We start from the raw sequence: 4,573 nt of genomic DNA on the forward strand, positions 1-4,573 counted from the left end.
CGTCGACGTAGCCGCGCTCGGCCGCGACGTAGGGGTTGAGGAGGGCGTCCTCGTACTCCCGCATCAGCCGGGCGCGGGTCTCCTCCGCGTCCTCCGACTCGGCGATGGTGCGGCGGTGCAGGATGTTGACGGCGCCCTGTGCGCCCATCACGGCGATCTGGGCGGTGGGCCAGGCGAGGTTGAGGTCGGCGCCCAGGTGCTTGGAGCCCATGACGTCGTACGCGCCGCCGAACGCCTTGCGGGTGATGACCGTGATCAGGGGGACGGTGGCCTCGGCGTAGGCGAAGATCAGCTTGGCGCCGCGGCGGATGATGCCGTCGTGCTCCTGGTCGACGCCGGGCAGGAAGCCGGGGACGTCGACGAAGGTGAGCACCGGGATGTTGAAGGCGTCGCAGGTGCGCACGAAGCGGGCCGCCTTCTCGGAGGCGGTGATGTCCAGGCAGCCGGCGAACTGCATCGGCTGGTTGGCGACGATGCCGACGGGGCGGCCCTCGACGCGGCCGTAGCCGGTGAGGATGTTCGGCGCGAACAGCGGCTGGGTCTCGAAGAACTCGGCGTCGTCGAGGACGTGCTCGATGACGGTGTGCATGTCGTAGGGCTGGTTGGCCGAGTCCGGGACGAGCGTGTCGAGCTCGCGGTCCTCGTCCGTGACCTCCAGGTCCGCCTCCTCCGGGAAGGCCGGGGGGTCGGAGAGGTTGTTGGAGGGGAGGTAGGACAGGAGCTGCTTGACGTACTCGATCGCGTCCTTCTCGTCGCCGGCCATGTGGTGGGCCACGCCGGACGCGGTGTTGTGGGTGCGGGCGCCGCCGAGCTCCTCGAAGCCGACGTCCTCGCCGGTGACCGTCTTGATGACGTCGGGCCCGGTGATGAACATGTGGGACGTCTGGTCGACCATGACCGTGAAGTCGGTGATCGCGGGGGAGTAGACCGCGCCGCCCGCGCACGGGCCGACGACCAGACTGATCTGCGGGATCACGCCGGAGGCGTGGGTGTTGCGGCGGAAGATCTCGCCGTACGCGCCCAGCGAGGCCACGCCCTCCTGGATGCGGGCACCGCCGGAGTCGTTGATGCCGACGACCGGGCAGCCGGTCTTCAGCGCGAAGTCCATCACCTTGACGATCTTCTGGCCGTAGACCTCGCCCAGTGCGCCGCCGAAGACGGTGAAGTCCTGGGAGAAGACGGCGACCGGGCGGCCGTCGACGGTGCCGTAGCCGGTGACGACGCCGTCGCCGTAGGGGCGGTTGGCGTCGAGGCCGAAGTTGGTGGAGCGGTGCCGCGCGAACTCGTCGAGTTCGACGAAGGACCCCTCGTCGAGCAGGAGGTCGATCCGCTCACGGGCCGTCAGCTTGCCCTTGGCGTGCTGCTTTTCCACGGCGCGTGCGGAGCCGGCGTGCGTCGCCTCCTCGATGCGACGCCTCAGATCCGCGAGCTTGCCCGCGGTCGTGTGAATGTCAGGCTGCTGCTCTTCCGGCTCGGACATCGGGATGCGGCTCCCTGCCTGCTCAAAAGGGGGGACGGTTACTCATCCGTAGCGTAGTAGGGGGGCTTCCGATCGGCAGTGCGGTGTTTCCCACACCGCTGCCCCCTTCACAGACACGGGAAGGAGATCCTCGGAGAGCCGGCTGCGAGCCTCGGCTTCCGGGCCGGGATCCGTCCCCTGTGCGGGGCGGAGGGTGCCAAACCTAGTGTGGGTCGCATGACACCCCATGCTGAAGGTACGCCCGAAGGGCACAGTGAGCCGGGTTCGGGACGTTGGTCCGACCTCGGCCGCCCGCCGTTGAACGCCGTCGGTCTGCGCCGGGGGCTGGTGCGCGCGGGCGGATTGTGGACGCAGGTGGACGTGGTGCAGCGCACCGGTTCCACCAACTCCGACCTCGTGGCGCGGGCCGCCGAGGGGGCGCTGGGCGAGGGAGCCGTCCTCGTCGCGGAGGAGCAGACCGCCGCGCGCGGGCGTCTCGACCGGCGGTGGACGGCACCGGCCCGGTCGGGACTGTTCTTCTCCGTGCTGTTGCGGCCCGTCGAGGTGCCGGTGGCTCGGTGGGGGTGGCTGCCGCTGCTCACGGGTGTGGCGGTGGCGACCGGGCTGTCGCGGGCCGCGGGCGTCGATACGGCGTTGAAGTGGCCCAACGATCTGCTGGTCACGGTGGGTGGGGAGGAGCGCAAGGCCGGGGGGATCCTGGCGGAGCGGGCCGGTGACGACGGGGTGGTGATCGGCGTCGGGATCAATGTGAGCCTCCGGGACGACGAGCTGCCGGTGCCCACCGCGGGGTCGCTGGCGCTGGCGGGGGCGGTGAGCACGGACCGGGATCCGTTGCTGCGGGGGGTGCTGCGGTCGCTGGAGGACTGGTACGGGCGGTGGCGCGCGGTGGGGGGTGACCCGGGGGAGAGCGGCCTGCAGGAGACGTATGCGGCGGGGTGCGCGACGCTGGGGCGGGTGGTGCGGGCGGAGCTGCCGGGGGACCGGGAACTGGTCGGGGAGGCGGTCGCGGTGGACGGCGACGGGCGGCTGGTGCTGGCCACGGGGGAGGGCGTGCAGGAACCGGTGGGTGCCGGCGACATCGTGCACTTGCGCGCGCGCTGAGGCCCGCGGCTCCGGTCCGACGGGGGCGGGGTCGCGGCCCGGCACGGTACGGGATGCCCCGTGCCGGGAGCCGCGACCCCACCCCCGGCCCGCACCGACACCGGTCACCATGGGAACGCCGATCACCGCAACCCCCGGCTCAACCTGACGGAGTGAGCTGGCGCACACCTGCCGTAGAGTTGAGCCCGGTCGATACCTGGCCATGTCAGATCGGAAGGGCACGCGTGACCGTCGACGACTCGGGTTCCACGGACGGGCAGGGCGCCGGCGAGGATCCGCTTGCCCTGCGCCTCGAACAGCTCATCCTGGGCGCCGAGCGCCGTTACACACCGTTCCAGGCGGCCCGCAGCGCCGGCGTCACCATGGAGCTGGCCACCCGCTTCTGGCGGGCGATGGGTTTCGCCGACGTGGGCCAGGCCAAGGCCCTCACCGAGGCGGACGTACTCGCCCTGCGCCGGCTCGCCGGTCTGGTGGAGGCGGGCCTGCTGAGCGAGGCCATGGCGGTACAGGTGGCGCGGTCCACCGGACAGACCACCGCCCGGCTGGCCGAGTGGCAGATCGACTCCTTCCTGGAGGGGCTGACCGAGCCGCCCGAGCCGGGCATGACCCGTACCGAGGTGACGTATCCGATCGTCGAGCTGCTCCTGCCCGAGCTGGAGGAGTTCCTCGTCTACGTCTGGCGGCGGCAGCTCGCCGCATCGGCCGGGCGGGTCGTGCAGGGCGCCGACGACGAGGAGATGGTCGACCGGCGGCTCGCCGTCGCCTTCGCGGACCTCGTGGGGTTCACGCGGCTGACCCGGCGGATGGAGGAGGAGGAGCTCGGCGAGCTCGTCGAGGCCTTCGAGACCACCGCCGCCGATCTGGTCGCCGCGCGTGGCGGGCGGCTCATCAAGACGCTGGGCGACGAGGTGCTCTACGCCGCCGACGACGCCGGTACCGCCGCGGACATCGCGATGCGGCTGATCGAGACCATGGCGAACGACGAGACCATGCCGGAGCTGCGGGTCGGCATGGCGTTCGGCACGGTGACCACCCGGATGGGCGATGTGTTCGGTACGACCGTGAACCTGGCCTCCCGGCTCACGTCCATAGCCCCGCGCGATGCCGTGCTCGTCGACAGCGCCTTCGCCGAGGAGCTGATCCGTACCGGTGACGCGCCCGCCTCCGAGGCGGCGGCGGCCGAGGCGGTGGCCGCGGCGGAGAAGGAGGGCGAGGAGCCGCCGGGCTACCGGTTCGCGCTCCAGCCGATGTGGCAGCGGCCCGTGCGTGGTCTGGGTGTGGTGGAGCCTTGGCTGCTCACGCGCCGGAACGGGGACTCCGTCTCGTCCTAGGCATCTTTACGTGCCGCTCCTGCCGTCGTACGCCCGCCGGCGGTTCCGGAGGGCTCCGCCGGCCGACCGGCTCGACAGACACGTCGACCGTGTCGTCCGCGATACCGCCGCCCCGCCTGACGGTGTCACCGAAGCGGCCGAGCGCGCGTCGCCCGCCGAACGCGTCACGGGCGGACTTCTCCGCGAGAACGAGGCGTGGGCCTCTCGGATCACTCTGCCCGCTGTGCGGCAAGTGAGGGGCCGAGGGCCGTCCGCGGTTCGTCTAACCCGGGCCACCGCCCACGCAGAGGCCGATGATCGGTACGCACAGGCCGGGACGAGGGCTCGGGGCGGGGGCGTCCGGCTGTGGTGGCGTCGGGTCGCGGGGGGCCGGAGGGGGCGGCTCCGGAGTGTTGTGCGGGGACCGCTGGGGTGTGGGCGGGTGCGGTGGCCGGCGGGTTGCCGGGGGTGCGGTGCCGGTGGGTGTGGTGGGGGTGGTCGTTGTGTCCGGGGTGGGCGCCCGGGGCGGGGTCGATCGCTCGGGCGCTGTGAGCGGGGCCGGGTTCTTGCCGCCCAGGGCCGTGGGGGAGGACGGGCTCGCCTCGGGGACGGGCCCGGTGGCCTCGCTCGCCGCGGGGGAGCCGGTGGGTGTGCCGGTGGCCGTGTGAGGGGCGGGGCGCGG

Annotated in this window: 3 protein-coding genes; 2 read left to right on the forward strand and 1 reads right to left on the reverse strand. The window is 72.5% G+C overall.

Annotated elements, in window-relative coordinates; all coding sequences use genetic code 11:
- A partial coding sequence (locus B7767_RS19385; protein ID WP_085573285.1) for an acyl-CoA carboxylase subunit beta occupies positions 1 to 1,480 on the reverse strand: 1,480 nt, incomplete at its 3' end.
- A 216-nt stretch (positions 1,481 to 1,696) separates the two neighbouring features.
- Between B7767_RS19385 and B7767_RS19390 the strand changes: the two genes are divergently transcribed.
- Both B7767_RS19390 and B7767_RS19395 read left to right on the forward strand, forming a co-directional pair.
- The gene (locus tag B7767_RS19390; RefSeq protein WP_085573286.1) at positions 1,697 to 2,581 is read left to right on the forward strand and encodes a biotin--[acetyl-CoA-carboxylase] ligase; all 885 of its coding nucleotides are present in this window, start codon (positions 1,697 to 1,699) and stop codon (positions 2,579 to 2,581) included.
- A 224-nt stretch (positions 2,582 to 2,805) separates the two neighbouring features.
- Positions 2,806 to 3,912 carry an adenylate/guanylate cyclase domain-containing protein gene (locus tag B7767_RS19395; RefSeq protein ID WP_085573287.1) on the forward strand — a complete coding sequence of 369 codons (1,107 nt, stop codon included), beginning with the start codon at positions 2,806 to 2,808 and terminating at the stop codon, positions 3,910 to 3,912.
- Positions 3,913 to 4,573: the final 661 nt, after the last annotated feature.

Source organism: Streptomyces sp. 13-12-16 (assembly GCF_002114215.1).
Lineage (GTDB): Bacteria > Actinomycetota > Actinomycetes > Streptomycetales > Streptomycetaceae > Streptomyces.

Coding starts and splice junctions, on each gene's coding strand:
- B7767_RS19390 (WP_085573286.1), top strand. CDS start 1,697: ATGACACCCCATGCTGAAGGTACGCCCGAAGGGCACAGTGAGCCGGGT.